26 protein-coding genes are annotated in these 21,307 nt (G+C 58.6%); 19 read left to right on the top strand and 7 right to left on the bottom strand.

Annotated elements, in window-relative coordinates; all coding sequences use genetic code 11:
- The first annotated feature begins 81 nt into the window (after nt 1-81).
- The 9 genes from Q0M35_RS01710 to recO all read left to right on the top strand — a co-directional run bounded on the left by Q0M35_RS01710 (nt 82) and on the right by recO (nt 6,360).
- Entirely contained in the window at nt 82-756 is a 675-nt protein-coding gene (locus Q0M35_RS01710; protein ID WP_295311572.1) for a DUF2062 domain-containing protein, read from the top strand.
- A 12-nt stretch (nt 757-768) separates the two neighbouring features.
- On the top strand, nt 769-1,518 hold the full coding sequence (locus Q0M35_RS01705) for a pyridoxine 5'-phosphate synthase (protein WP_295311570.1): 750 nt from the start codon (nt 769-771) through the stop codon (nt 1,516-1,518).
- Between the two features lie 128 nt (nt 1,519-1,646).
- On the top strand, nt 1,647-2,069 hold the full coding sequence (locus Q0M35_RS01700) for an ABZJ_00895 family protein (protein WP_295311568.1): 423 nt from the start codon (nt 1,647-1,649) through the stop codon (nt 2,067-2,069).
- A 167-nt stretch (nt 2,070-2,236) separates the two neighbouring features.
- Nucleotides 2,237-2,641, top strand: coding sequence for a holo-ACP synthase (acpS, locus tag Q0M35_RS01695; RefSeq protein WP_295311566.1), 405 nt, complete (start codon nt 2,237-2,239; stop codon nt 2,639-2,641).
- Nucleotides 2,642-2,811: 170 nt separating this feature from the next.
- Nucleotides 2,812-3,651 (top strand): signal peptidase I, encoded by an 840-nt coding sequence (gene lepB / locus Q0M35_RS01690; RefSeq protein ID WP_295311564.1) that lies wholly within the window; start codon nt 2,812-2,814, stop codon nt 3,649-3,651.
- Nucleotides 3,648-4,334 carry a ribonuclease III gene (rnc, locus tag Q0M35_RS01685; RefSeq protein ID WP_295311563.1) on the top strand — a complete coding sequence of 229 codons (687 nt, stop codon included), beginning with the start codon at nt 3,648-3,650 and terminating at the stop codon, nt 4,332-4,334. Before lepB ends, rnc begins: the two co-directional genes overlap by 4 nt.
- Nucleotides 4,331-5,239, top strand: coding sequence for a GTPase Era (gene era, locus Q0M35_RS01680; RefSeq protein WP_295311561.1), 909 nt, complete (start codon nt 4,331-4,333; stop codon nt 5,237-5,239). The genes rnc and era overlap by 4 nt, the downstream gene beginning before the upstream one ends.
- A 66-nt stretch (nt 5,240-5,305) precedes the next feature.
- Nucleotides 5,306-5,635, top strand: a complete 330-nt coding sequence (locus Q0M35_RS01675) for a DUF1491 family protein (RefSeq protein ID WP_295311559.1) — start codon at nt 5,306-5,308, stop codon at nt 5,633-5,635.
- Nucleotides 5,635-6,360 (top strand): DNA repair protein RecO, encoded by a 726-nt coding sequence (gene recO / locus Q0M35_RS01670; RefSeq protein ID WP_295311624.1) that lies wholly within the window; start codon nt 5,635-5,637, stop codon nt 6,358-6,360. The genes Q0M35_RS01675 and recO overlap by 1 nt, the downstream gene beginning before the upstream one ends.
- On the opposite strand, the gene Q0M35_RS01665 is transcribed toward recO, so the two are convergent.
- The 4 genes from Q0M35_RS01665 to Q0M35_RS01650 form a co-directional block, all read right to left on the bottom strand.
- A complete protein-coding gene (locus Q0M35_RS01665; protein ID WP_295311557.1) occupies nt 6,344-6,751 on the bottom strand; it encodes an META domain-containing protein in 408 nt (135 codons plus the stop codon). The genes recO and Q0M35_RS01665 overlap by 17 nt on opposite strands.
- The gene (locus Q0M35_RS01660) at nt 6,748-7,269 is read right to left on the bottom strand and encodes a TetR/AcrR family transcriptional regulator (protein WP_295311556.1); all 522 of its coding nucleotides are present in this window, start codon (nt 7,267-7,269) and stop codon (nt 6,748-6,750) included. The genes Q0M35_RS01665 and Q0M35_RS01660 overlap by 4 nt, the downstream gene beginning before the upstream one ends.
- A gap of 165 nt (nt 7,270-7,434) precedes the next feature.
- A complete protein-coding gene (locus Q0M35_RS01655) occupies nt 7,435-9,120 on the bottom strand; it encodes an acyl-CoA dehydrogenase family protein (RefSeq protein WP_295311554.1) in 1,686 nt (561 codons plus the stop codon).
- A 266-nt stretch (nt 9,121-9,386) separates the two neighbouring features.
- A complete protein-coding gene (locus Q0M35_RS01650; protein ID WP_295311552.1) occupies nt 9,387-9,746 on the bottom strand; it encodes a helix-turn-helix transcriptional regulator in 360 nt (119 codons plus the stop codon).
- 153 nt (nt 9,747-9,899) lie between these two features.
- On the opposite strand from Q0M35_RS01650, the gene Q0M35_RS01645 reads away from it, so the two are divergent.
- Together Q0M35_RS01645 and Q0M35_RS01640 are read left to right on the top strand one after the other, a co-directional pair.
- Entirely contained in the window at nt 9,900-10,844 is a 945-nt protein-coding gene (locus Q0M35_RS01645; RefSeq protein ID WP_295311550.1) for a LysR family transcriptional regulator, read from the top strand.
- Nucleotides 10,845-10,882: 38 nt separating this feature from the next.
- Nucleotides 10,883-11,599: a hypothetical protein gene (locus tag Q0M35_RS01640; protein WP_295311548.1), complete on the top strand. Its 717-nt coding sequence runs from the start codon at nt 10,883-10,885 to the stop codon at nt 11,597-11,599.
- 57 nt (nt 11,600-11,656) lie between these two features.
- Here the strand turns inward: Q0M35_RS01640 and Q0M35_RS01635 are convergent, their stop codons facing one another.
- A complete protein-coding gene (locus Q0M35_RS01635) occupies nt 11,657-13,255 on the bottom strand; it encodes a phosphoenolpyruvate carboxykinase (protein ID WP_295311546.1) in 1,599 nt (532 codons plus the stop codon).
- Between the two features lie 354 nt (nt 13,256-13,609).
- Between Q0M35_RS01635 and Q0M35_RS01630 the strand changes: the two genes are divergently transcribed.
- The 7 genes from Q0M35_RS01630 to Q0M35_RS01600 are packed head-to-tail and all read left to right on the top strand — an operon-like array spanning nt 13,610 to nt 18,986.
- Nucleotides 13,610-14,311, top strand: a complete 702-nt coding sequence (locus Q0M35_RS01630) for a response regulator transcription factor (protein ID WP_169639374.1) — start codon at nt 13,610-13,612, stop codon at nt 14,309-14,311.
- A 9-nt stretch (nt 14,312-14,320) separates the two neighbouring features.
- The gene (locus Q0M35_RS01625) at nt 14,321-16,042 is read left to right on the top strand and encodes a sensor histidine kinase (protein ID WP_295311544.1); all 1,722 of its coding nucleotides are present in this window, start codon (nt 14,321-14,323) and stop codon (nt 16,040-16,042) included.
- Nucleotides 16,043-16,045: 3 nt separating this feature from the next.
- Nucleotides 16,046-16,501 carry an HPr kinase/phosphatase C-terminal domain-containing protein gene (locus tag Q0M35_RS01620; protein WP_295311542.1) on the top strand — a complete coding sequence of 152 codons (456 nt, stop codon included), beginning with the start codon at nt 16,046-16,048 and terminating at the stop codon, nt 16,499-16,501.
- On the top strand, nt 16,498-17,388 hold the full coding sequence (rapZ, locus tag Q0M35_RS01615) for an RNase adapter RapZ (protein ID WP_295311540.1): 891 nt from the start codon (nt 16,498-16,500) through the stop codon (nt 17,386-17,388). Before Q0M35_RS01620 ends, rapZ begins: the two co-directional genes overlap by 4 nt.
- Nucleotides 17,389-17,392: 4 nt before the next feature.
- A complete protein-coding gene (locus tag Q0M35_RS01610) occupies nt 17,393-17,785 on the top strand; it encodes a PTS fructose transporter subunit IIA (RefSeq protein ID WP_169639377.1) in 393 nt (130 codons plus the stop codon).
- Between the two features lie 15 nt (nt 17,786-17,800).
- Nucleotides 17,801-18,070 (top strand): HPr family phosphocarrier protein, encoded by a 270-nt coding sequence (locus Q0M35_RS01605; protein ID WP_295311537.1) that lies wholly within the window; start codon nt 17,801-17,803, stop codon nt 18,068-18,070.
- Nucleotides 18,071-18,107: 37 nt separating this feature from the next.
- Nucleotides 18,108-18,986 carry a lysophospholipid acyltransferase family protein gene (locus Q0M35_RS01600; RefSeq protein WP_295311535.1) on the top strand — a complete coding sequence of 293 codons (879 nt, stop codon included), beginning with the start codon at nt 18,108-18,110 and terminating at the stop codon, nt 18,984-18,986.
- Between the two features lie 5 nt (nt 18,987-18,991).
- Here Q0M35_RS01600 and Q0M35_RS01595 read toward each other — a convergent pair whose 3' ends face one another.
- Nucleotides 18,992-19,867 carry a 3-hydroxybutyryl-CoA dehydrogenase gene (locus tag Q0M35_RS01595; RefSeq protein WP_295311533.1) on the bottom strand — a complete coding sequence of 292 codons (876 nt, stop codon included), beginning with the start codon at nt 19,865-19,867 and terminating at the stop codon, nt 18,992-18,994.
- Between the two features lie 156 nt (nt 19,868-20,023).
- Here Q0M35_RS01595 and Q0M35_RS01590 point away from each other — a divergent pair, with 156 nt between their 5' ends.
- The gene (locus Q0M35_RS01590) at nt 20,024-20,869 is read left to right on the top strand and encodes a DUF6473 family protein (RefSeq protein ID WP_295311529.1); all 846 of its coding nucleotides are present in this window, start codon (nt 20,024-20,026) and stop codon (nt 20,867-20,869) included.
- 55 nt (nt 20,870-20,924) lie between these two features.
- Here Q0M35_RS01590 and Q0M35_RS01585 read toward each other — a convergent pair.
- Nucleotides 20,925-21,307 (bottom strand): FAD-binding protein (locus Q0M35_RS01585; RefSeq protein ID WP_295311523.1); only part of this gene is annotated, 383 nt, incomplete at its 5' end.

Below are 21,307 nucleotides of genomic sequence, written 5' to 3'. Positions count from 1 at the left end.
TGTCCCATCCGGGCCATCGGGTTGTCATAATCTAACGGTGAAATGATCCGGACCCCGGACCGCTCAAACAAGGACAACTTCTTGGTCTTCAAACGCAGAGTTCCCAAAAGCTGGCCCCGTGCTGTGCTTGAATTTCTGTGGCCGCGCGGCGGTTGGGCACGGGCCTTTCACTATGTCAAACACCGTATGCGGCGTCTGCCGGACAGCCCGGAGCGGATCGCCCGGGGCATCTGGGCGGGGGTATTTGCGTCTTTCACGCCTTTTTACGGATTTCACTTCTTTATCGCGGCCGGACTGGCGACCGTTATGCGCGGCAATGTGATCGCCTCTCTGATGGCCACGTTTTTTGGTAATCCGCTGACCTATGTGCCAATCGGTGTCGCAGCCCTCTCCACCGGGCACTGGCTTCTCGGCGGCAAGATGGACGAAAGCGTTCAGCGGTCTTTTGGCGGGAAGTTCGTGGATGCCGGCGCGGATCTGAAAGACAACTTTATGGCGATTTTCACCGATGCCACCGCTGACTGGTCGCGGCTCGGTGTTTTTTACGACGAGATCTTTTTTCCATATATGGTGGGCGGTGTTCTGCCGGGTATTTTCTTTGCGACGCTTTGTTACTATCTCTCGGTGCCTGTCATCCGCGTGTATCAGAAACGCCGCAAAGGGATGATCAAACAAAAGCTGATCGAGATAAAGGCAAAAGCCGCAGCTAAAGCGGAAGCCAAACGCAAGGCCGAACAACATTCTGCCGGGGAATAGACGGAGGACACCATGTCTGACACGAAAAAACTGCGCCTTGGCGTAAACATAGATCATGTGGCCACAGTGCGGAATGCGCGTGGCGGTGATTATCCCGACCCTCTGCGTGCCGCGCGGATTGCACAGGAGGCCGGTGCGGACGGCATTACCGCGCACCTGCGCGAAGACCGGCGGCATATATCTGACGCCGACATCGAGGGGCTTATGGACGTTCTGACGGTTCCGCTGAATTTTGAGATGGCCGCAACCTCCGAGATGCAGCAGATTGCCCTGCGGCACCAGCCTCATGCGGTCTGTATTGTGCCGGAGAAACGTGAGGAGCGTACAACCGAGGGTGGTCTTGAAGTGGCCCGTGAGGAGAACCGTCTGGCGCATTTCATCGCGCCGTTGCGCGATGCCGGATGCCGCGTTTCCATTTTTATCGCAGCCGATAAACGACAGATCGAAGCCGCGCACCGGATCGGCGCGCAGGTCATAGAACTGCACACCGGTGCCTATTGCGACGCCCATGCAGAGGGTGATGCTGAGACCGTGAAAAAGGAACTCGCCGATCTTGGCGAAATGGCGAAATTTGCATACGGGCTTGGGCTCGAAGTACATGCAGGACACGGTCTGAACTATGAAACCGTGTCGCCTGTGGCGGCTTTTCCGGAGGTGATGGAGCTCAATATCGGGCACTTTCTGATCGGGGAATCTATCTTTCGCGGGCTGCAACCTGCCATCGCGGAAATGCGACGCCTGATGGATGAAGCACGGGCCTGAAGGGTGCCTGCTCCTTCCAAAATATCAAGGCAGGGCAACCGGATCTGACTCAAACTGTGTCAGGACACAGTGTTGCCACATTTCAGCTTTAAGTTGCGTTTATTATGTTTCTCCAGGGTATTGGTTTTATGTTCCGACCATTTTGGTTCATCAGCACAGCCATGGCGATGCTTCTCTCGGCATCCGTCGTGGTTCAGGGCATTGCAAGCCTGACGGGCAGCCACATCAGTATGCTGCCGGTCGCGGGTGCTGCTGTTGTTATGGCCGCTTTGCTGGAGGGACAGAATTATGCCCGCACCAGAAAGGCCTGGCCGGAACGCCAGCTGATCTGGCTTGCAGCACTCAGCATGACGGCGATCACGGCGCTGGTTGTTGACGCGTTTTACGCGATTTCACTTCTGCTGGACACCGGGCATGCCGATGGCCTGCGCGAGATTGAACCGCTGACGTTCGGCCTTTCGATTGTTATTCTTGCCGGGGCGAGTTGTATTGTGGTGAGGTTCAGCTACGAGGCCGGGTTAAAACTGGTGCTTGACCGGCCCGCCGGCTGATTGAGAATCCCGCGCCGCCTGTATCAGCGTGGCAGACACGACGCCGCGAGGGCCGGATCAACCCGCCGCGCGCCGATTGTCGCCGCGCTTTCAATAGGCTACCACAGTCGCAGCCAGGGCAGATGTCGCATAAACGCGGAACCCGGCAGCGGCAGAGGAGCGGCGCAATGATCCTCGGGATCGGTACAGACCTTGCAAATATCGACCGGATTCAGGGCACGCTGGACCGGTTCGGAGACCGGTTCCGCAACCGGGTGTTCACAGAAACGGAGCAGCGCAAAGCTGAACGGCGCAAAGACGTGGCAGGCACTTATGCCAAGCGGTGGGCCGCGAAAGAGGCATGTTCCAAGGCGCTGGGGACCGGCCTTGCGATGGGCATTTCCTGGAAAGACATGGCGGTTACCAATCTGCGCACGGGCCAGCCTGTGATGCACGTGACCGGCTGGGCGCGTGACCGGCTCGACGCAATGACACCGCCGGGATTTGAGGCCGTGATCCACGTAACACTCACCGATGATCACCCCTGGGCGCAGGCCTTTGTCGTTATCGAAGCGCTGCCCGCCAAAGAGTGACGCGCAGTTTACGGGTGCTGAAAATCCCTGTGGGCAATGCCTGCAGTGCCTGACAGCAAAGGCAATTGTCCCCGCAGGGACACCCCGCGCACGCAAGCTTGCGCCGGCGCACCTTGACTTCCCCTCCGCGCCTTCGCATTACCGCCCAAACCAAACGGGATATCCGCCACATGGCCGAAAAAGACGCAAAATCGCCGAATGCTTTCGTCGAGACGGTGAAGACAGTAGTTTATGCGCTGCTGATCGCAGGTGTCTTCCGGACGCTGTTCTTTCAGCCGTTCTGGATTCCGTCAGGCTCGATGAAAGAGACGCTGCTGGTCGGTGATTTCCTTTTTGTAAACAAGATGGCCTATGGCTACTCATATGCGTCCTGTCCCAGCCTTTATATGCCGCGCTTTGGTATCGACGTGGATGCCCAGGATATCTGCGGCTTTCTCGATGGTGAAAACACCCGCATCTGGGGGGGCGAGCCGGAACGCGGAGACGTCGTGGTATTTCGCCATCCGGTTTCGGGCAGGGATTATATTAAACGCCTGATTGGTAAGCCCGGCGACACGATTCAGATGCGTGCCGGGGTTCTGTGGCTGAACGGTGCAGAGGTGCCGCAGGAGCCCGATGGCACTTTTGTCGAAGAAATGGCGCCTCAGGGGCCCGAGGGCCGGCGCCCGCGCTGCATGAACGGGCCGGTGGGTGATGGCGGAGAATGCCGCAAAGCGCGTGCGATCGAGACGCTGCCCGGCGGCAGGCAATATGCAGTGCTTGATATCGCCTCGCAGGGGTCTGACCGCACCAGCATTTATACGGTGCCTGAAGGGCATTATTTCTTTATCGGTGACAACCGCGATAACTCCGCAGACAGCCGTTTGTCACAGCGCGTACAGGGGGTCGGTTTCGTGCCCTATGAAAACCTGATCGGGCGGGCGGATCGTATCATGTTCTCCTCGGCAGGGCGGTCGATGCTTTTTATCTGGACCTGGCGTGGCGACCGGTTCTTTAAGGCTGTTGAGTGAAACTCGCGGGCGAGCTGAAGTCCTTTCAGGACCGGCTGGGTTATGAGTTCGTGCGCCCGGAACTGCTTGTTGAAGCGGTTACCCATTCGTCTGTTTCAACGGCAAACCGGGACGATAACCAGCGGCTGGAATTTCTGGGTGACCGGGTGCTGGGTCTGGTGATGGCCGAGGCGCTGCTTGTATCCGACGACAAGGCCAGCGAAGGACAGCTTGCGCCCCGGTTCAACGCGCTGGTGCGCAAGGAGACCTGTGCGGATGTTGCGCGCGAGATCAATCTGGGGGCTGTGCTGCGGCTGGGACGGTCGGAAATGCTCTCCGGCGGGCGGCGCAAGCAGGCGCTTCTGGGGGATGCGATTGAGGCCGTGATAGCGGCCGTGTACCTTGATGCGGGGTTTGAACCGGCCCGGGAGATGATCCTGCGGCTCTGGGGCAAACGGGTGCATGAGGTTGAAGAGGACGCCCGCGATGCAAAGACCGCTTTGCAGGAATGGGCGCAGGCGCGTAAACAACAACCACCCGAATACGTTGAGACCGCCCGGAGCGGACCGGATCATGCGCCTGTCTTCACGATTACCGTCCGGCTCGACACCGGAGAGAGCGAAGCGGCGAGCGCCGGATCAAAACGGCAGGCTGAACAGGCTGCTGCGGCTGCATTACTGGCAAAACTGGAGAGCAGATCATGACGACGCGCGCGGGATTTGTTGCCCTGATCGGGGAGCCCAATGCAGGTAAATCAACGCTGCTGAACCGGATGGTCGGCGCCAAGGTGTCGATCGTCACCCATAAGGTACAGACAACACGGGCGCGGATCCGTGGAGTTGCGATGGAAGGCGACGCCCAGATCGTGTTCGTTGATACGCCGGGTCTTTTTCAGCCGCGGCGCCGGCTGGACCGGGCGATGGTGGCCGCGGCCTGGAGCGGTGCCGCGGATGCAGACGTCGTGGTGCTCATGGTGGAGGCGCACCGCGGGCTGACCGAGGGTGTGGGCCGCATTCTGGAACGTCTGTCAGAGATCGGAGAGGGGCGCTCCGTGGCGCTTGCCATCAACAAGATCGACCGGGTTCAGGCGGAAGTTCTGCTGGGGCTCTCAAAGGAACTCAACGCGCGGTATGAATTTGCACAGACATTCATGATCTCGGCGGAGCGCGGTCATGGTGTGGAGGCTTTGCGCCAGTGGCTTGCAGAGCAGGTGCCGGAAGGGCCGTGGCTTTACCCCGAAGACCAGATTGCCGACCTGCCGATGCGTATGATCGCGGCTGAAATGACGCGTGAGAAGCTGACGCTGCGCCTGCATCAGGAGCTGCCCTATCAGCTCACCGTGGAGACCGAGAACTGGGAAGAGCGCAAGGACGGCTCCGCAAAGATCGACCAGCTGATCTATGTGGTGCGCGATGGTCATAAGGGGATCGTGCTTGGCCATAAGGGCGAAACGATCAAAGCGGTGTCAAAAGCCTCCCGCGAGGAACTAGAAGCGTTTCTGGGCCGCCGCGTGCATCTCTTTCTTCAGGTTAAAGTGCGGCCGGACTGGCTTGATGAGGCGGAACGCTATTCCGAAATGGGGCTGGATTTCCGGGATGGCAACACCTGAACAGCCTGCAGCCGCCGGATGGGCAGGACAGGTGCCTTTTGTTTCGCGCCGGAGCGGGGTGCTGAGATGGCCCGGCTGACCGCGCGTTTCTGGGTGGATGCCTATCTGATGCGCCTGCGCGGTGCCGATGTGCCGGCCTTTGTGGTTGCTCACGGTGATGACACAGGCGGTGCTGTGCTGGTGAAGCTGAATACGCTCGACGGGCAGGCGCGGCTCTTCCAGCGGAGTTTCGATCTGATGAGCGGTGACCGGGTCTGGGCGGTTCTGTCCGAGGGACCTGAGGCAGATGTCGATGAGGCGGTCACGCGGCAGCGCGGCTTTGATCCTGATCTGTGGGTGATCGAAGTTGAGGACCGTCAGGGGCGGCATATGCTGGATGAGCCTGGACTGGCATGATTGAATGGCGCGATCAGGGTATTCTTCTGAGCGTCCGCCGGCATGGTGAAACCTCTGCGATTATCGAAGTCTTTACACCCGCGCATGGCCGGCATGCCGGGGTCGTGCGAGGCGGCGCCAGCCGCAAGGTGGCGCCGGTGCTGCAACCCGGTGCGCAGCTTGATCTGACATGGCAGGCGCGTCTGGAAGACCACATCGGCAGTTTCCACGCAGAGCCTGTGCGCAGCCGGGCGGCTGCGGCGATGGGAGACCGGATGGCGCTGGCCGGTCTGAATGCAGTGACGTCTCTGTTGTCTTTCAGCCTGCCGGAGCGTGAACCGCACCCCGCACTTTATCAGCAGACTGAACAATTGCTGGACCTGCTGGGGCAGGGAGATATCTGGCCGCTTGCCTATCTGCGCTGGGAGGTCCGGTTGCTGCTTGAAACCGGCTATGCGCTGCAGCTTGATCGTTGTGCGGTCACCGGCCAGCAAGAAGATCTGTGCTATGTGTCTCCGAAATCCGGGCGGGCTGTGTCGCGCGAGGCCGCCGGAGAGTGGGCGGACCGGATGCTGCCCCTGCCGGATGTGCTGAGGGGCGAAGGTGACGCGCCGGACGCGGAGATCGCCGAAGCATTCCGGACTACGGGGTATTTTCTTGAGCAGCATCTGGCACGGGATCTGGGGGGCAAACCGCTGCCCGAGGCACGTGCGCGTTTCGTCGAGGCGTTCAGTCGCCGGCTTTGAAAATCATCGCCGCGTCGTCATCGTTAGTCAGGATCAGAGTGTCGCCCAGGACCTCAATCAGACTCATGGTCTGCAGGGTTGCCAGATAAGCGCGTTCTGATGCCGTGGCATCCTCTGGACATGCCTTGCGGGTCGTGGCAACCGGGCCTGCTTCGAACCACGGATAGGGCACGGTCATCGACGCGCTGTACCTGTTGCAGGCAGTTTCGCCTGCAATTGTGCCTGGCTCGGGAAAAAGCAGTGTCGTGCGGCCGGTTGCGGCTGTGCCGCCGATCTCCTCAAGAACCCAGGTTTTGTCCGCAGCACCGTAAGCTGTGGCCGTTTCATCGCCATAACAGCCTGCAAGAAGCAGCACAGCCGTCACGAAGCCTGTTGTCCGCCCGCGTATCATTGCAGCGCGATCACGAGGTCAACCAGCGTATCAAACGCCGCGGCGGGTTTGGACTTGCCGACGAGTTGCGGCAGGCCAATCATTGCGGAAAGGGTACTTTGCGCAAACTCCGGGTTTTTGATCCCCAGTTGTTTCAGCAGGTTAGCAAGATATGTCAGTCGCTCCGCGTCAACCTGGGCCAGTGCTCTGGCGACTGATTTATCCGTTCTGGCCCAGGCCCGGAGTGCGGGATCCTGCTTGTCGGCCAGCATCAGCCGGCCAAAGCGGCGCAGGCGCATCTCGGTGCTGCCGTCTTCTGCCAGCGCCGTTACCACGGTTGCAAAGGCGCGCGTCTGCCAGTCTTTTACAACCGCCGCCTGGAAATCAGGTACGTCGCGGAAATGCCAGTAAAACGATCCCTTAGTGGTATTCAGCCTGCGTGCCAGCGGTTCTGCTGCCAGAGCTGTCGGGCCATCGGCCACCAGCGCTTTGAGGCCGGCTTCTATCCATGCGTTTCGGTTTAATCGCGTGCGTTTCATGCCATTTCCATACGCAGAGGTATGTGATGCATCAAGCTGTGTTTTGCGTCAGGTGCCCGACAGGGGGGTAACTGGCATCCCGAAGAGGCAATTCTTTGCTCAATTGCCCTGGAAACGGGCAGCGGTCGTCTCGTAACGCCGGGGTTTATGCGCGCCTCTCAGGCTTCAGCCGAGCAGGCGTCGCGCGATAACCTGTGCCTGTATTTCTGCCGCCCCCTCAAAGATATTCAGGATCCGGGCGTCGCAGAGCACACGGCTGATCTTGTATTCCAGCGCAAAACCGTTGCCGCCGTGGATCTGCAACCCGTTGTCGGCTGCCGCCCAAGCCACACGTGCGCCCAGAAGCTTCGCCATACCAGCTTCGACATCACAGCGGCGCCCGTCGTCCTTTTCAAATGCGGAGAAATAGGTCAGCTGGCGCGCGATCATGGTCTCAACGGCCATCATGGCAAGCTTGCCGGACACGCGCGGAAATTCGATCAGCGATTTGCCGAACTGTTTGCGGTCCTGCGCATACTGCATCGCGATATCCAGCGCTGACTGGGCCACGCCGACGGCGCGGGCAGCTGTCTGGATCCGCGCGGATTCGAAGGTTTCCATAAGTTGCTTGAACCCTTTGCCTTCCTCACCTCCGAGCAGGTTCTCACCTTTGACATGGAAATCATCGAAGGCGAGCTCGTATTCTTTCATGCCGCGATAGCCAAGCACCTCGATCTCACCGCCTGTCATCCCGTCCGTGGGGAAGGGATCAGCCTCGTCACCCGGTGTTTTCTCAGCAAGGAACATGGACAGGCCACGGTAATCCGTGGTGTCAGGGTCGGTCCGTGCCAGCAGTGTCATCATCTGGGTCCGGGTGGCATGAGTGATCCACGTTTTATTGCCGGTGATGCGGTAATCCTCACCGTCCTTAACTGCTCTCGTGCGCAGGCTGCCAAGGTCGGAGCCGGTGTTTGGCTCGGTAAATACGGCAGTGGGCAGCGTTTCTGCCGAGGCCAGTCTGGGCAGCCATTTCGCCTTTTGTTCGTCGGTGCCGCCCGCAAGAATAAGCTCTGCTGCGATCTCGGAGCGTGTGCCCAGCGAGCCCACACCGATGTAGCCGCGCGAGAGCTCTTCGGATACGACGCACATGGAAGCCTTTGACAGGCCAAAGCCGCCGTACTGTTCCGGGATTGTCAGGCCGAACACGCCCATTTCGGCGAGCTCATTGATGACTTCGACGGGGATTAGTTCGTCTTTGAGATGCCAGTCATGGGCAAATGGTTCTACTTTCTCCACCGCATACCGGCGGAACTGGTCGCGGATCATTTCAAGCTCTTCATCCAGCCCTGATGCGCCGACAGTTACATCGGCGGAATGTTCCTGCATGAGCTCAACAAGCCGGGTGCGGGCGGCCTGGCTGTTACCGCTTTGCATCAGCGTGGTAATGGCCGGGGCGCGAAGCGCGTGGCTGTCCTCATCGCTGAGGCCCAGGTCGCGCAGACGGAGGATTTCGCCCTGGTTCATCTGAATGCCGCCGGTGATCTGCGACAGATACTCTCCGAAGGCGATGGAAAGAATAAGTTGTTCGGTTTCCCGGAAACGGCCGGACGACTGCAAACCCAGCGCCCAGGCGTGCATCTGCTGCAGCGCGCGGGCGTATGTGGCAAGCCAGGCAAGACCATGCGCCGCTGTCTGATGCTTCTCGACAAGCCCGCCCGATACGCGCCCGTCTTCGGTCACCAGATCGCGCACCCGCGACACAGCTGCATCAAGAAGAGACTGGACGGGACCGAGAGCCGCCCCGGTCTGTGTCAGCAGGTTTTCAGGTAAAACGGCGGCGTGCAGCGTCGGGTCCTGTCCGTCATGGGGCATCAATGTCATCCTTTTCGCGTCAGCCCGGTATCTAATCCTTTCGCAGGTGCAGCGCAACAAAAATACAAGGCGGTTCAAAATTTTGCATGAAAATTACGCAGTGTTCCGGGCGGACTTTCGGCAAGACGCCGAATCCTTTGCCGGGGGACCATGATGGCGCGCATAAAAAAAGCCGACATGCCGGCCGTTCTGGCCTGACATACCGGTTTATCACAACGGTACTGGTTGAAAGACCGCGACCTTTCAGGTCAGCGGTTGGGTCCGCGTCAGTTCTGGCGCGCGACCGTGACGCCGGAGACGTCTTCGATAAAGGTAACGATCCGTGATTTGATCGTGTCGTCGCGGATCGATGCGAGTGCGCTGACGATTTCAAGGCTGGGATCGCGTGTTTTTACTGCATCCGCAGATGCTTCGATGCCTTCAAAGAAATACGAGGTCGGGACGTCGAGGATGCGCGACAATTCGTAAAGACGGCTTGCAGCGATCCGGTTGGACCCGATTTCATACTTCTGGATCTGCTGGAAAGACAGATTAAGCTCTCGCGCAACATCTGTCTGAGACAGGCGGCGGATGGTCCGGATTTGTTTAAGCTTGCGACCTACGTGAACGTCTACTGGATGGCTCATACTATTTAACACCTCTGGTTGTGATCCTCTTAGTTGTCCTCAGAACCGCCCTTCCGTTCAACTGGATACCTATTTCATTTTTCGGTTGAAATTTATACGGGTAATGGGTGATAAATGTTGCATTACTGAGTGATTTATTTACCATCAGGTGCGATGAACAAAGTTATTCCCACGGATCCTCCCGGTAAAACGCCGGTGAAAGGTACCGAATCACATGCGCTTCTGCATGAGATGATCCGGTCGTTTACCACGCTTGCAAGAACCCTGAATCTGAGCCACGCGGTCCGCGAACTGGGCAGCACACGGCAGACATTGCGCCGGCACATTTCTTTGCTGGAGGAGCTGAAGGGCGTTGAGCTCTTTGTCGTGAAGGACCGCCAGTATCACCTGACCGAAGAGGGAAGCCGGGCGTTGCCCGAGGCGCTTGAAATCCTCGCCCGCGGCAGTTCCTGGCTGATGGGGCACATCAGTCATTATAACGGCATGCAACGTGTGCACGCAGTGCTGCCGGGTGATGTGCATTTCTGGCTGCAGCAGCAACCTATGGGGGAACTGTGGGGGAGCAAACGCTCCCTGTTGCGGGAATGCTTCCGTGCATGGGCGCTGGCCGGGGGTGACCTGGAAAGCGAAAAAATGAAGCACGTCCGGCCATATTTCATGGTGTACCGGAACTCACCAAATGGTTGGATTTGCGTGGAAATCGGAGATCTTGCCTCCTATGTTTCATGGTACGGATGGGCAACAGCCAGATCCAGTATCGGACGGGCGCTTTACGGGATGCCGGGTGGCGACGAGTTTGCACACCTTATGGTTGAGCCATTTGAAGACGCCGCGAACCATCATAATGCGCGTCTCGACCACATCCACACCCAGCTGCAGCGCGAACAGGACGGGCCGAAAGTTCCGTTGAATTACAGGCGTCTTCTGCTGGCGGGCCGGTTTCCCGACGGTAGTTTTGCGCTCATTTCAGTGCTCGACCGGTGTTATGACATCAACATAGACGGTCTCGGGCCCGATGAAATTCACGCCATGCCAGAAGATCTGGCGATGCCTGCGCATCCGGTAGAAGCATTATTCGAGCAACCAACGCGGGAATAGACTAGTATAGGCGTTATCCTGAACTGTGGAGACGCACTATGACTATTCAATTTAAATCGCGGGACGACTACCTGTTTGCGACCAGTCTTGATCAGATTCGCAGCAATGGCGTCACGATTGTGACCGGTTCCGACTTTGAGGAATACCGCGAACTTCTTTCTGCAGCCCGGCCGGACCACAAACTGGGCGTTCCATTTGACCCGAAACGACAGCCACTCAATTCCGGGAATTCTTACTGGATGGCAGGGTACGATGCCTCGGGCAACGTGGTGCACACGCAGGCTCTGAAGCGGCTCAACCTGTCAAAATCCAGCCTTGGCGACTATATGCGCGACAACCTGTGCGAGTTCGAGCCGCCCATGGGGGGCATTGATTACGAGAGATCGGTTTACCGGCCAGGTCCGGGCGCGAAACGCATGCAGGGTGTCGTCACGTACCACGGAGAATTCTGGCTTGGCGGAGAGCCGGGACAGTTCCGGGGTACAGGCATGTCTTCACTGCTTGCGCGCCATGCCTTTCTGACTGCTATGTTGCGTTGGGATCCGGATTATTTCTTTGGACTGATGTCAAAGCCTCTCGTTTTCAAAGGCTTCTCCGCGCGGTTCGGATACATGCACACGGATCCGGATGCGATCCGCTTTGCGCTCAGGGATGAGGAGGATCTGTTCGAGGTTGTGATGGGCTACAACTCCAACGAAGATCTTCGGTTTTTGCTCGATATGCAGCGTCCGGAAGCGATTGAAAAAGCGGCGTAAAAGCACAAACGCCACGGGCTGATTACCCGTGGCGTGGCTCTTACGGGTACCCGGCGATCAGCTGATCGCGGCAGCGCGTACGTCGTCGTCGATGAACGGGAGATACTGTTCAAAGTTATCCGAGAACATTTTTACCAGCTTTGCCGCCTGCCGGTCGTAGGCTTCAGGATTGTCCCACGTACGGCGCGGATCGAGCAGAATGTTCGGCACGCCTTTCACGTCAACCGGCACGGAAAATCCGAAGTTCGGATCCTTGCGGAATTCCGCATCCGCAAGCGAGCCGTCGAGGGCCGCTGCCAGCAGCCCGCGCGTCGCCTTGATCGGCATCCGGCTGCCGGTGCCATAGGCGCCGCCGGTCCAGCCAGTGTTCACCAGCCAGCAGGTCGCACCATGGGTGGCGATCTTCTCACGCAGCAGGTTGCCATATACTTCCGGGCGGCGCGGCATGAAGGGCGCGCCAAAGCAGGTAGAAAACGTCGGTTCCGGCTCGGTCACGCCGCGTTCGGTGCCGGCAACTTTGGAGGTGAAGCCGGACAGAAAGTGGTACATTGCCTGTGCCGGTGACAGCTTCGAGATCGGCGGCAGCACCCCGAAGGCATCGCAGGTCAGCATGATGATATTTTTCGGGTGCCCGCCGCGCGCCGCCTCGGAGGCGTTCGAGATGTAATGCAAAGGGTAGGCGCAGCGCATATTGGCGGTCAGGCTGTCGTCGTCAAAATCCAGCTCTTTGGTCAGCGGATCGTAAATCATGTTTTCGATTACCGTGCCGAACTTTTCGGTCGTGGCATAAATTTCCGGCTCGGCATCAGGGTTCAGATTAATGGTCTTTGCATAGCAGCCACCTTCGAAGTTGAAGGTGCCGGTGTCGGACCAGCCGTGCTCGTCGTCACCGATCAGTGTGCGGCTCGGATCAGCCGAGAGTGTGGTTTTTCCGGTGCCGGAAAGACCAAAAAACACGGCCGCGTCAACAGGATTCCCATTGGCGTGGTTGGCCGAGCAGTGCATCGGCATGACGCCTTTTTCGGGCAGCAGATAGTTCAGCAGCGTAAAGACAGATTTTTTGTTTTCGCCAGCGTACTCGGTCCCGCCGATCAGGATCAGCTTTTTGTCAAAGTTCATCGCGATCACCGTCTCAGAGCGGCAGTTGTGCCGCTTCGGGTCGGCTTTGAAGCTCGGGCAGTTAATCACCGTGAAATCTGCTGTGAAATCGTTGATGTCTTCTGCGTCCGGCCTGCGCAGCATGTGACGGATAAACAGACCGTGCCAGGCGAGTTCTGTCACCATCCGCACATTGATGGCGTGTTTGGGATCGGCGCCGCCCACAAGGTCCTGCACGAAGTAATCGCCGCCTTGCATGTGGGTGAGCATGTCTTCGTAGAGGGCATCAAAGCCCTCGGGGGACATGGCCGCGTTGTTTTCCCACCAGATCGTGTCTGCGACACTGTCGGTTTTGACCACATGTTTGTCGTTGGGCGAGCGTCCGGTGAACTTACCGGTGGTCACCAGAAAGGTGCCGCCCTTACCAAGTTCGCCTTCGCCGCGCGACAGGGCAGCACTGATCAGGTCCGGTTCGATCAGGTTATACCAGACAGTGCCAAGGCCTTTGATCCCCTGATCTTCCAGTGTGAAGTCGGGGTTTACGCGCCCATGTGTCATCTTGTTGATCTCCTGATTGACCGCACCTGCGGTTAAACACACACCATACCACCGGCCGTGACAGCCGGGTCTCAGTCCTAACATGATGATTTAGCACGTGAACAGATTGCTTCGACACAGTTAGCGCCACCATCAGGATGTTTATGCACATGGCCCGCCCGCGCCGGCGGATGCTGGCGCTATCACTGCCGGGCCGGGTCAACAATGTGCGGCAATTTAGCCATTCGTAATCAAATTATGGCCCAAATGGGCGGAAGTGCTGTGCTGATTCGCACTTAAAGATTGATTCGCGGGGGTAAACAGTGGTCAATACCCCAAAAAATCAAAGAAACGAGCAGTACAAGGATACAGGTAATGTCTAAAATCGCACTGGTGGACGACGACAGGAATATCCTGACGTCCGTTTCCATGACTCTCGAAGCTGAAGGGTTCGAAGTGGAAACGTATAATGACGGGCAGGCTGCCCTCGACGCATTCAATAAGAAGCTGCCTGATATGGCGGTCCTGGATATTAAGATGCCCCGGATGGATGGCATGGATCTGCTGCAGCGTCTGCGGCAGAAAACGGCTATGCCGGTGATCTTTCTGACTTCGAAGGATGATGAGATCGACGAGGTGCTGGGGCTGCGCATGGGCGCTGACGATTACGTTAAAAAACCCTTCTCCCAGAGGCTGTTGGTCGAGCGGATCCGCGCGCTGTTGCGCCGTCAGGATGCGGTCGCGGGTGATGTTGTTGCTGACAGCGAAGAGACCAAAGTGATGGAGCGCGGCGATCTGCGCATGGATCCCCTGCGGCATGCCGTGGCGTGGAAGGGCCGTGATGTGTCGCTGACCGTGACAGAATTTCTGCTTCTGCAGGCGCTGGCGCAGCGTCCTGGTTTCGTAAAGTCGCGTGACCAGCTGATGGATGTCGCCTATGACGATCAGGTTTACGTGGATGACCGGACAATCGACAGCCACATTAAACGCCTGCGGAAAAAGATGCGGACGGCGGACGATGAGTTCTCGGCGATTGAGACGCTCTACGGTATCGGATACAGATACAACGAAGAATAACGATCACCGATGGCGCTGGCCGAGAGGAATTTTGTGCGGGACTTGACCCCACCCCAGCCCCGGGACGGCGATCTCGTCCTGGGTGATGACTGGGTTGCACCCGACAGTGCGGCCGGCAATGAGATGCGTGCGAGCCGTGAAGGCCGCGGGCTCATGTCGCTGCGCAGTTCCCACATCGCGCGCAAGATCATCATCTTCAATCTCATTGCGATGTGCATTCTGGTAGCCGGCATTCTGCTGCTGAATTCTTCGCGTGACAGTCTTGCCGTGCAGCGGGCAGCGTCTCTCGTCTCCGAAGCTGAGCTGATCGCCGATGTTATCGAAGCGCAGGTTCCGCGCGATGCGCCGGTGAACCTTGCGACCCGGGACGGTATCGACATCGAGGCCACGCTGGGCGGTCTTGATCTGCGCAGCGGGATTGAGGTTTTCGTCTATGATCCGTCTGAGACGCTGGTGGCTAACACCGAAGGACGGCTTGCGGCGGGCGAGATCGCCGGCGCGCTCGGGGGTAAGACGCCTCTGATCGACGGGCTGAGCTGGGTCTGGTCCGCGACATCCGGCGCATTCAGTGAGCCGGAGGACGCCGATCAGACGCCGCTGCGCGATAAAATCCGCCCGCTGATCAGCAGTACACTGACTGACGGCACACAGATCCGCCGCGAGCTCGACACCGCGGGCGGTGCACTTTTCACGGTGGTGACGCCGATCACACAGAACGAGACGCCGATCGGTGTGGTCGCGGTGGCCACGGCCGCCGGTGAGATTGATAACTTCGTGCGCAGCGAGCGTGAGCGCGTGCTGCAGATGTTTGTCATCGGTATTCTGGTCTCCATTGGCCTGAGCCTGGTTCTCGCCTCGACAATAGCAAATCCGCTGGCAGATCTTGCGGCGGCGGCCGAGCTTGGGCGCGTTAAAAATGCCCGCAAAATGAACCCGGGGCGCATTCGTATCCCGGATCTGACGGCACGGCCTGATGAGATCGGACGGCTGAGTGGCGCTCTGCGCGGTATGATTTCGGCCCTTTATAACCGCATTGACGGCAACGAGCAGTTTGCAGCGGATGTTGCGCATGAGATCAAAAATCCGCTTGCATCACTGCGGTCTGCCGTTGGCACATTGCGGATGGTGAAAAGGGAGGATCAGCGCGAGAAACTGCTGGATGTAATTGATCACGATGTCCGCCGGCTCGACCGGCTTGTCAGTGATATATCCAACGCGTCGCGTCTGGACAGCGAACTGGTGAAAGAAGAGGAAGAGCCCTTCGACGTTCTGACCACCCTGTCAAACCTTGGCCAGTATCTCGGAGAAGACGCGCGCGCAAAGGGCATCGATTTCATCACCGATCTGCCGGATAATCCGATTATCGTCTATGGGCTTGAAGCCCGCCTTGCACAGGTCTTCGTGAATCTTATCACAAACGCTATATCGTTTTGCGAAGACGGTGATGCAATCCGGATCTGGGCGCGCAAAAAAGAAAACCGCGTGCTGATCGTGGTCGAAGACACAGGTCCCGGCATCCCGGACCAGGCGCTGTCGAAAATTTTCAAACGGTTCTACTCACAGCGCCCTGATGAGCATTTCGGAAACAACTCCGGTCTCGGCCTTGCGATTTCCAAACAGATCATCGAAGCGCATGGTGGTGTCATCTGGGCCGAAAACATCCGCCCCACTGAAGCAGATATCACCTCCGATCCGCTCGGCGCGCGCTTTGTCGTCGGCCTTCCGACCTGAGCGATGACGCCGGCGGGCCCTCTGCCTGAGGCACCCGATACTCTTATTCTGCATGCCAGCGCGGTGGCGGTTGACGGCGCGGGTATTCTGATCACCGGGGTGTCGGGGGCGGGCAAATCTGAGCTGGCGCTGCAGCTTTTGTCGCTGGGCGCGCGTCTGATCGCCGATGACCGGACTGTCGTGCACGTCAGGGCGTCTGGCCTGCGCGCCGCTTGCCCTGAGGCAATCAGAGGTATGATCGAAGCCCGCGGGGTCGGTATTCTGAACGCAGAACCGGCAGGCGAGGTGCCGGTCCGGCTTGTGGTGGATCTCGATCAGACGGAAACGCGGCGCCTGCCGGAGCGTCACGACGCAGAAATCGCCGGTCATAAAGTGCGGTGTTTTCACAAATCTGCCAGCCGGGCTTTTCCAGCGGCGATTATGCAATATCTCAGATCAGGACTGAGAGAGCCGGAATGACGCAGACATTATCTTCAGACGCGCGGCGGATCATTTTCGTCACCGGACCTTCGGGCGCCGGTCGCTCCAGTGCGCTCAATGTGTTGGAAGACGCGGGCTATGAGACCATAGATAACCTGCCGTTGCGGCTGCTGAACGATCTTCTGGATGGGCCGGGGCAAGACAGACCACTTGCGCTCGGGATCGACCCGCGCAACCGTGATTTTTCCACCAACGCAATCATCGATACGCTCGGTGGTCTGACGGCGGTGCCGGGACTTGCACCGGAGCTTTTGTTTCTGGACTGCCAGTCAGAGGTGCTGTTGCGCCGGTTTTCCGAAACACGCCGCAGGCATCCGCTTGCGCCCGACGACCGACCGTCCGATGGCATCATGCGTGAACTTGAAATGCTTCAGCCGCTGCGCGCGAGGGCTGACGTACTGATCGACACCAGCGAACTGAACGTACATCAGCTGCGCGAAGAGGTTGAGCACTGGTTTGCGCCCGGTGGCCAGCGTCATCTCAGTGTTTCCGTGCAGTCATTCTCCTATAAACGCGGGCTGCCGCGCAGTGTGGATATGGTTTTCGACTGCCGTTTTCTGCGTAACCCCTACTGGGATCCGGCGCTGCGCGGATCGGACGGCCGCGACGCCGCCGTTGCCGAATACATCAGAAGCGACCCGCGTTCGGGGCCCTTTGCTGAAAAGGTCACGGACCTGTGCCTGTGGCTGTTGCCGGCAAATCGCGATGAGGGAAAATCTTATCTGTCGATCGCCTTTGGGTGCACCGGAGGACAGCACCGTTCGGTGGCCATGGCCGAAAGCCTCGCTTTGCGGCTTGCGGAGGAGGGCTGGCAGGTGTCAATTAGACACCGCGAACTCGACCTGCGTAAGAAAGAAGAGGCCTGATCCCTTGATCGGTATTGTGATTGTCGCGCACGGCGGACTGGCACAGGAGTATCTGGCGGCAATCGAGCACGTTGTGGGCCGGCAGAGCGGAATGCGGGCCATCGGTATTCTGGCAGATCACGACCGCGCCCTGAAAGAACGTGAAATCTGTGTCGCAGCGGATGAGGTGGATCAGGGGGACGGTGTCGTTGTCGTCACGGATCTTTACGGTGGATCACCGTCAAATCTCAGTCTTCTGGCCTGCAAGCCCGGCAACCGTCGCATTCTTTACGGCGCCAACCTGCCGATGCTGATCAAGCTTGCCAAGAGCCGCCGTAAATCTGTGCCGGATGCTGTGCGCGCCGCACTCGAAGCCGGCAAAAAATACATCGACAGCCAGAACATAAGCCCCGAATAATAAGGCAGCCGATCCATGACCGCAAAGACACTGGAAATCGTAAACGAGAAGGGCCTTCACGCCCGGGCATCAGCCAAACTGGTGGAACTGGTGGAAGGGTTCGACGCATCGGCCGAAATCTCCAGGGACGGTATATCGGCCTCCGGAGACAGCATCATGGGGCTTTTAATGTTGGCAGCCTCACTTGGAACCTTTATTGAGGTTGAAACATCCGGGCCGGATGCTGAGGCTCTCGCTGACGCGCTGACAGCGCTTGTGGCGGATAAATTTGGCGAAGGGGCCTGACCAGGGAACCATGTCAACGCACGGGGGGAGCGCTGAATTGACTGACAGTTCGCAGGATATCAGCGAAAGCAAGCCGGGCGACAAGGTGGACTTTTCCAAATACGACCGCCGCAGCCTGTCCTATGCCTCGACCTTTGACGACCCGTGGAAATCTTCGATGATCCGGGTAATGGAAGCGCTGACCGGCAAGCTGACCATTCTGCGCCGCGTAAAAGAGTTCGAACGTCGCGGCGCACCGCAGGGCCAGGCATTCTGGCGCGCGGCACTCGATGTCATGGGGATTGAGCTTCAGACGCCGCAGCACCAGCTTGACCGGATCCCGCGCGAAGGTCCGGTGATTGTCGTGTCCAATCATCCGCACGGATTGATTGACGGGATGATGTTTGCGGATCTGATCGGGCGGGTTCGGCCCGATTACCGCATTCTGACGCGGTCTCTTCTGACGATTATCGACGAGGCCGCGAGCTCTTTTATGATCCCGGTGCCGTTCCCCCATGAAGAAGGGGCGCAGCGCAAAGGCGTCGAGATGCGCACACGCGCGATGGAGCACCTGCAGGGCGGCGGGGTCGTGGCGCTTTTCCCGTCAGGTGGCGTGGCTGCGTCAAAGACGTTTTTCGGTCCGGCTGTCGAGGGTGAGTGGAATGTCTTTACGGCAAAGATGATCCGCCGCTCAGGTGCCACAGTTCTGCCGATCAAATTTCCGGGCCAGAACTCGCGCGCTTATCAGATTGCCAACAAATTGTCTCCGATGCTGCGTCAGGGTCTGTTGCTGCACGAGGTGGTGCACGCCTTTGACAAGCCCCAGGCGCCGATCGTGGGGGAGCCGCTTGCGCCAGAGACAATTGAGAAATGGGCGGATGATCCGCGCGGGTTCATGGCCTGGTTGCGCGACCACACACTGGCGCTGAAAGACTGACGCGCTCAGCGGGTCGGCACCGGCGTTTCGCCGCGATAATCGTAAAATCCGCGATCGGTTTTCCGGCCCAGCCAGCCGGCTTCAACGTATTTGGTCAGAAGCGGGCAGGGGCGGTATTTGGTATCAGCCAGCCCGTCGTGCAGGACGTTCATGATCGCAAGACAGGTATCGAGACCGATGAAATCGGCGAGTTCAAGCGGCCCCATCGGGTGGTTCGCGCCGAGCTTCAGGGAACTGTCGATCGATTGCACGCTGCCGACGCCTTCATAGAGTGTGTAGACCGCCTCATTGATCATCGGCATCAGGATGCGGTTCACGATAAAGGCAGGGAAATCTTCGGCTGAAGCTGCTGTTTTATCGAGCTTTTCGACGACCTCTTTGCAGGCGCTGAACGTCGGTTCATCTGTTGCAATCCCGCGGATCAGCTCAACCAGCTGCATCACCGGCACCGGATTCATGAAGTGAAATCCCATGAATTTTTCCGGACGGTCTGTCCTGCTGGCCAGCCGGGTGATGGAGATAGAGGAGGTATTGGAGGTCAGGATCGTGTGCGGCTGCAGATGCGGCACGAGGTCCTCAAAAATTGCCTGTTTAACGGTTTCCCGCTCGGTGGCGGCTTCGATGATCAGATCGGTCTGGCCGAGTTCGCTGAGTGTGGTGGTGCAGGTTATCCGCGAGAGCGCGTCCGAGAGCTGATCTGCGGTGATCTTACCGCGGCTGACCTGGCGCTCCATGTTGTTTTTCATCAGTTCCATTGCGTTGCTCAGGGCGTCATCGCTGATATCGTTGAGCATCACGTCATAGCCTGCCAGCGACATCACATGGGCGATGCCGTTGCCCATCTGTCCGGCGCCTACAATGCCGATTTTCCTGATTTCCATGCCGCTGATCCCTTATCGTGTAACGCCAGTTTACGGTGCCACGCCACGGGGCCGCAAGTACGCGCAGGCGCAATAATCTGCCTGATGACCGGAGTTTAAGGGAATCTAAGGATTGCCAGGCGATAAAGGATCCGGGTGAACGAAAAAGGTGGGCTTATGACCTATGATGCTATGAGCGCGGGTGCGCTCGATTATGCGCCGTGCCGGTACGGAAATTCCCGGCTTCTGTTTCGCGGACCGCGACGGCGTCTTGACGCGCCCTATGTGGCGTTCCTTGGTGGCACTGAGACCTATGGCAAGTTTATCAAGGCACCGTTTCCGGCGCTGGTGGAGAGCGACCTGGGTCTGAACTGCGTCAACTTCGGTATTCCGAACGCTGGTATTGACGTGTTCGTCAATGACCCGACAGTCATGGAGGCAGCACAGCGCGCGCGCGTCGCGGTGCTGCAGGTGGTTGGTGCACAGAACCTGTCGAACCGGTTTTATACGGTGCATCCGAGGCGCAACGACCGGTTTCTCACCGCGTCTCCGCTGTTACGGGTGATTTATCCGGAAGTCGATTTTGCGGAGTTTCACTTCAACCGCCATATGCTCAGCCATCTGCATAAGGTTTCATCAGAGCGGTTTTCCATTGTTCGTGCCGAGCTTCAGAAAGCGTGGTCGGCCCGGATGGATCTGCTGACGCGTCAGATCGGGAGCCGGGTTCTGCTTGTCTGGTTTGCCGATCACGCGCCATTGCGGGATGAACCGGTCGGTCCCGATCCGGCGCGGTCGGGTGATCCGCTTTTTGTCACACGCGAAATGCTCGACAGTCTCGCGGGCGATCAGGTTACTCTGGCGCAGGTCGTGGCGACGCCTGAGGCGATCAATGCCGGCACTTCAGGCATGGTTTTCAGTGAAATGGAGGCAATGGCCGCAAAGAAAATGCTCGGTCCCAGAGCCCATGGAGAACTCGCCCGCCACATCGGGCCGCTGCTGCACGACATGGTCCGCCCGCAATGAAAAGGCCGCCCCTTTATATGGGGCGACCTTTGGTCTTGCATGACGTTGTTCGGGATCAGATTTTTTCGATCAGCTCGGGAACGGCTGTGAAGAGGTCGGCAACAAGGCCATAATCGGCAACCTGAAAAATCGGCGCTTCCTCGTCTTTGTTGATTGCGACGATGATTTTACTGTCCTTCATGCCGGCCAGGTGCTGAATTGCACCCGAAATGCCCACTGCGACGTAGAGGTCGGGGGCTACGACCTTACCGGTCTGCCCCACCTGCCAGTCGTTGGGGGCGTAGCCGGAATCGACCGCGGCGCGCGAGGCGCCGACTGCGGCCCCCAGTTTGTCCGCCAGTTTTTCGATCAGCGCAAAGTCTTCTTCAGAGCCGACGCCGCGTCCACCGGAGACCACCACACCGGCTGATGTGAGCTCGGGACGGTCGGATTCCGCGA

This window comes from Roseobacter sp., from assembly GCF_024639605.1.
In the GTDB taxonomy this organism is placed as follows: domain Bacteria; phylum Pseudomonadota; class Alphaproteobacteria; order Rhodobacterales; family Rhodobacteraceae; genus Roseobacter.
Note: the sequence above shows the minus strand (reverse complement) of the source record. Positions and strands in the feature narration are given on the sequence as shown.

Bases quoted from the DNA above. Each gene is read 5' to 3' on its own strand.
- Q0M35_RS01705 (WP_295311570.1), top strand. From the start codon at position 769: ATGTCTGACACGAAAAAACTGCGCCTTGGCGTAAACATAGATCATGTG.
- Q0M35_RS01700 (WP_295311568.1), top strand. From the start codon at position 1,647: ATGTTCCGACCATTTTGGTTCATCAGCACAGCCATGGCGATGCTTCTC.
- acpS (WP_295311566.1), top strand. From the start codon at position 2,237: ATGATCCTCGGGATCGGTACAGACCTTGCAAATATCGACCGGATTCAG.
- lepB (WP_295311564.1), top strand. From the start codon at position 2,812: ATGGCCGAAAAAGACGCAAAATCGCCGAATGCTTTCGTCGAGACGGTG.
- era (WP_295311561.1), top strand. From the start codon at position 4,331: ATGACGACGCGCGCGGGATTTGTTGCCCTGATCGGGGAGCCCAATGCA.
- Q0M35_RS01675 (WP_295311559.1), top strand. From the start codon at position 5,306: ATGGCCCGGCTGACCGCGCGTTTCTGGGTGGATGCCTATCTGATGCGC.
- Q0M35_RS01665 (WP_295311557.1), bottom strand. From the start codon at position 6,751: ATGATACGCGGGCGGACAACAGGCTTCGTGACGGCTGTGCTGCTTCTT.
- Q0M35_RS01660 (WP_295311556.1), bottom strand. From the start codon at position 7,269: ATGAAACGCACGCGATTAAACCGAAACGCATGGATAGAAGCCGGCCTC.
- Q0M35_RS01655 (WP_295311554.1), bottom strand. From the start codon at position 9,120: ATGCCCCATGACGGACAGGACCCGACGCTGCACGCCGCCGTTTTACCT.
- Q0M35_RS01650 (WP_295311552.1), bottom strand. From the start codon at position 9,746: ATGAGCCATCCAGTAGACGTTCACGTAGGTCGCAAGCTTAAACAAATC.
- Q0M35_RS01645 (WP_295311550.1), top strand. From the start codon at position 9,900: ATGAACAAAGTTATTCCCACGGATCCTCCCGGTAAAACGCCGGTGAAA.
- Q0M35_RS01640 (WP_295311548.1), top strand. From the start codon at position 10,883: ATGACTATTCAATTTAAATCGCGGGACGACTACCTGTTTGCGACCAGT.
- Q0M35_RS01635 (WP_295311546.1), bottom strand. From the start codon at position 13,255: ATGACACATGGGCGCGTAAACCCCGACTTCACACTGGAAGATCAGGGG.
- Q0M35_RS01630 (WP_169639374.1), top strand. From the start codon at position 13,610: ATGTCTAAAATCGCACTGGTGGACGACGACAGGAATATCCTGACGTCC.
- Q0M35_RS01625 (WP_295311544.1), top strand. From the start codon at position 14,321: ATGGCGCTGGCCGAGAGGAATTTTGTGCGGGACTTGACCCCACCCCAG.
- Q0M35_RS01620 (WP_295311542.1), top strand. From the start codon at position 16,046: ATGACGCCGGCGGGCCCTCTGCCTGAGGCACCCGATACTCTTATTCTG.
- rapZ (WP_295311540.1), top strand. From the start codon at position 16,498: ATGACGCAGACATTATCTTCAGACGCGCGGCGGATCATTTTCGTCACC.
- Q0M35_RS01605 (WP_295311537.1), top strand. From the start codon at position 17,801: ATGACCGCAAAGACACTGGAAATCGTAAACGAGAAGGGCCTTCACGCC.
- Q0M35_RS01595 (WP_295311533.1), bottom strand. From the start codon at position 19,867: ATGGAAATCAGGAAAATCGGCATTGTAGGCGCCGGACAGATGGGCAAC.
- Q0M35_RS01590 (WP_295311529.1), top strand. From the start codon at position 20,024: ATGACCTATGATGCTATGAGCGCGGGTGCGCTCGATTATGCGCCGTGC.